The sequence below is a fragment of the Sphingobium sp. IP1 genome, assembly GCF_002708645.1.
Lineage (GTDB): Bacteria > Pseudomonadota > Alphaproteobacteria > Sphingomonadales > Sphingomonadaceae > Sphingobium > Sphingobium yanoikuyae.
On sequence record NZ_NOIW01000217.1, the window covers coordinates 1 to 3,350 of the forward strand.

The 3,350-nt window shown below is 66.8% G+C and carries 6 protein-coding genes; 3 read left to right on the forward strand and 3 right to left on the reverse strand.

Annotated elements, in window-relative coordinates:
* Together CG471_RS29365 and rsmD are read left to right on the forward strand one after the other, a co-directional pair.
* Nucleotides 1-839: pseudouridine synthase (locus tag CG471_RS29365; protein WP_143560318.1), on the forward strand; the 839-nt coding region annotated here is incomplete at its 5' end.
* Nucleotides 836-1,390, forward strand: coding sequence for a 16S rRNA (guanine(966)-N(2))-methyltransferase RsmD (rsmD, locus tag CG471_RS29370; protein ID WP_037521740.1), 555 nt, complete (start codon nucleotides 836-838; stop codon nucleotides 1,388-1,390). The genes CG471_RS29365 and rsmD, both read left to right, overlap by 4 nt.
* A 15-nt stretch (nucleotides 1,391-1,405) precedes the next feature.
* Here rsmD and CG471_RS29375 read toward each other — a convergent pair whose 3' ends face one another.
* Nucleotides 1,406-1,852, reverse strand: a complete 447-nt coding sequence (locus CG471_RS29375) for a globin domain-containing protein (protein WP_099234611.1) — start codon at nucleotides 1,850-1,852, stop codon at nucleotides 1,406-1,408.
* 107 nt (nucleotides 1,853-1,959) lie between these two features.
* On the opposite strand from CG471_RS29375, the gene CG471_RS29380 reads away from it, so the two are divergent.
* Nucleotides 1,960-2,442 carry an Rrf2 family transcriptional regulator gene (locus tag CG471_RS29380; RefSeq protein WP_099234612.1) on the forward strand — a complete coding sequence of 161 codons (483 nt, stop codon included), beginning with the start codon at nucleotides 1,960-1,962 and terminating at the stop codon, nucleotides 2,440-2,442.
* Here the strand turns inward: CG471_RS29380 and CG471_RS29385 are convergent.
* Nucleotides 2,399-2,740, reverse strand: a complete 342-nt coding sequence (locus CG471_RS29385; protein ID WP_099234613.1) for a hypothetical protein — start codon at nucleotides 2,738-2,740, stop codon at nucleotides 2,399-2,401. The two genes, CG471_RS29380 and CG471_RS29385, sit on opposite strands and share 44 nt — an antisense overlap.
* Nucleotides 2,741-2,848: 108 nt before the next feature.
* Complete coding sequence (locus tag CG471_RS29390) at nucleotides 2,849-3,244, reverse strand: GFA family protein (protein WP_099234614.1); 396 nt, start codon at nucleotides 3,242-3,244, stop codon at nucleotides 2,849-2,851.
* Nucleotides 3,245-3,350: the final 106 nt, after the last annotated feature.

Below are 3,350 nucleotides of genomic sequence, written 5' to 3' on the forward strand. Positions count from 1 at the left end.
CGCCCGGCACATCCTATCCGCCGCGCCGCCCCGGCAGCAAGAAGCCCGCCGCCCCCCACACCGCCAACCCGCACCCGGCCCGCGCCGCCGCGGAAACCAGCGGCAAGGGCGAACCCCAGCGCATCGCCAAGCTGCTCGCCCGCGCCGGCATCGCCTCGCGCCGCGAGATCGAGCGGATGATCGAGGAAGGCCGTATCGCCAGGGACGGTGTCACGATCGACACCCCCGCAACGCTGCTCACCTCGCTCCATGGCGTGACCGTCGACGGTGATCCGGTCGCTGCGCCGGCCCCCGCGCGCCTGTTCCTGTTTCACAAGCCGACCGGCTTCCTCACCACCGAGCGCGACCCCGCCGGACGGCCGACCATCTACGACATCCTGCCCGACGACCTGCCGCGCCTGATGCCGATCGGCCGGCTCGACATGAATACCGAGGGGCTGTTGCTGCTCACCACCGATGGCGAGTTCAAGCGCGAGATGGAATTGCCCTCGACCGGCGTGCCGCGCACCTATCGCGCCCGCGCCTTTGGCGAGGTCAGCCAGCAGCAGTTGGAGGATCTGTTCGACGGCATCGAGATTGACGGCATCCAATATGGTCCGATCGAGGCCAATCTGGAACGGCGCACCGGCCGCAACCAGTGGATCGAAATGACCCTGACCGAAGGCAAGAACCGCGAAGTGCGCCGCGTGCTCGAACATTTCGAACTCAAGGTCAATCGCCTGATCCGCACCAGCTACGGCCCGTTCGAACTGGGAGAACTGGCCGGTGGCGCGGTCGAGGAAGTGCGCCAGCATGATCTGGTCGCCTTCCGCAGCAGCCTGAAGAAAGCACAGAAATGAGGATCATATCGGGCCAATGGCGCGGCCGTCCGCTGGTCGCGCCCAAGGGCGACGCCACCCGTCCCACCGGCGACCGCACGCGTGAGACGCTCTTTTCGATGCTGGCGAGCCGGCTGGGATCGTTCGAGGGCCTGGCCGTGGGTGATTTCTTCGCCGGCTCGGGCGCGCTGGGCTTTGAAGCCCTGTCGCGCGGCGCCGGCTCCTGCCTGTTCGTCGAGCAGGACAAGGCGGCGATCGACGCGATCCGCGCCAATGGCGACAAGCTCGGCCTGCGCCCCGACATCCGCCAGACCAGCGTGCTGTCGCTCGGCCCGACGAAGACGCCGCTCGACCTCATCTTCATGGACCCGCCCTATGACACCGGTGCGGGCCAGGTCGCACTCGACAAACTGGCGCGCCTGGGCTGGACCAGCCCGGCCACCTGGATCAGCATCGAAACCGACCGTCGCGAGGACGTCGCGGTCAAGGGCTTCATCGTCGACGCCGTGCGCGACGTCGGCAAGGCACGCCTCACCCTGCTCCGCGCAGAGGACAACGCGCCCGCCGCGTAACGATCAGGCGGAATATCAGGCGGCCTCTGCGTAGGCCGCCTGTTCCTTGCCGATCAGGATATCAGCCAGGAAGCCATAAGCTTCCGCCCAGGCGCCCAGCACCTCATCGGTCGCCATCTCTTCGCCCAGCACTTCGCGGATCGCGGGCAGCAGGGCGGCCGCCACCTTGGGATAATGGTCCGGCTGCACGCCCGTATCGACATGGCGCTGCACCATGCGCGCGATCGCGCCGTCCAGCGCCTGCAACTTGTCGACATTCTCGGCAAAGCCCAGGATCGCCGCCGCCAGCCGGCGGGGCTGCTCGCCGCTGGCCTGCGCCGCCTGATCGAACATGTCCTTGATCGACGCATCCTCGAACAGCCGTGCATACATGCGGGTGGTGATCTCGACGCCATGGCGGCGCAGCGCCGGGCCGGTCGCCTTCACGATGGCGATGGTTTCGGGGGACAGATTTTCGCGCATGACAGGCTCCTTATCAGGGACTCGATAAGGTTCATTTAATATGCATCTTTTAAGATGTAAATTGAATATATGTTTATGACGCTCTGCCCGCAGGATAGGAGGGCGCGATGCAATTGACCCGCCACACCGATTATGCGCTGCGCGTGCTGATCCACCTCGCCGCCGTACCGGGCGGACGGGCGACGATCCCGGAAATTGCCGATGCCTATGGCCTGTCGCGCAATCATCTGATGAAGGTGGTGCATGGCCTGGGCCAGGGCGTCTTTATTCGTACCCAGCGTGGCCGCGGCGGCGGCTTTACCCTTGCAGCCGATCCTGCCGATATCCGCATCGGCGCGGTCGTGCGTCATAGCGAGCCGGACATGGCAATGGCCGATTGCGCGTCCTGCGCCATCCGCCCGGCCTGCGGCCTGTCGGGCATATTGGCCCAGGCGGTCGACGCCTTCCTGACCGTGCTGGATGGCTATAGCCTGGCCGACGCGGCGCGCGACCGGACTGGCCTCGCGGCCCTCATCGCCGCCCTGCCCGGCCCTACAGCCGCCGATCTCAGCCCGGCCTGCGCATCCTCTTCTTCGCCTCGCCCGGATTGACGCAACCATCCTGCACGCCCTTGCCGCAGACCGGATAGGCCTTCGCCTCGGTCGGCGGCGGCGTCATGTTGCCGCCCACCGTCACAGGATTGGCCGCCGTGCCCACCGGCGCGGCCGGATCGCGCGGCACGTCCGCCGGCGCCGGCACCATGCCCGTCTCGGCCGGCACCGCGCCGGTCGGCTGGGCCGCATTGGGATCCTGGTTCTGGGCCGGCGGTGACATCGGCTGCGCCCCGGCCTGACCGGGCAGCGCCGCCATCGACAGGGCAGCAAAACCGGCGATCATGATGATCTTCATCGGGTTGGTCCTTCTACTCCTTGCCCCGAGCAAGGGAGAAACCGGCCGCCCCGCGTCCCTGTTCCGCGTCAGCGACGAACCGTGCCGCCGCTGACGCCGACTGCACGCTCAGTCCGACGGGTATCGATCGAACCGGGGCAGGTCATGCGCCGCCGCCATCCACGGCGCCGCCTCGGCATATTGGACATGCACCGCCGGCGGAAAGACCGTCTGGTCGTCCAGCGTCGCACTCTGGATGTCGATCATGCCGGGAAAGACCGTCGGGTTGGTGTAGAACAGCCCGGTGCCACAGGTGCCGCAGAAATGGCGGGTCGCATTGTCCGACGACTGATAGGTGACCGGATCGCCCTCTATCGTCACCTTGTTATGCGCGAACAGCGCCCAGCCGACCATCGGCGCGCCCGCGCTCATCCGGCAATCGCTGCAATGGCAGAGCGCGCTGTAAACCGGCTCGCCCTCCGCCGCATAATGGATCGCCCCACACTGGCACCGCCCCGTCACCATCATCTTGCTCCATTCGCATCTTGCGTGATTCCCTTTTTGTTCTCATAGATTGCATCCCGCTGCAAGGCCATCCGCCCTTGCCCCCGCAACCACCCATCCCTAGTTG